General features: G+C 46.2%; 1 tRNA gene. It reads right to left on the bottom strand.

Annotated features, from left to right (window positions below):
* A tRNA-Glu gene (locus ACVA54_RS19795) sits at positions 1-58 on the bottom strand.
* Between the last annotated feature and the right edge of the window lie 163 nt (positions 59-221).

Consider the following 221-nt stretch of genomic DNA (forward strand, 5'->3'; position numbering starts at 1 on the left):
TAGGGGAGTCGAACCCCTGTTACCGCCGTGAAAGGGCGGTGTCCTAGGCCTCTAGACGAACGGGACACTGCTATTTGCTTCCACTTTTAAAAAGCAGAACCAAACTTCGAAGATATTGGGATATCTTCGTCTCTTTTACTTTATAAACCATATCAATCTGTGTGGACACTCATCGTGAATAATCATCGTATAAGGAGGTGATCCAGCGCCAGGTTCCCCTA

The organism is Vibrio sp. PNB23_22_6 (genome assembly GCF_052877535.1).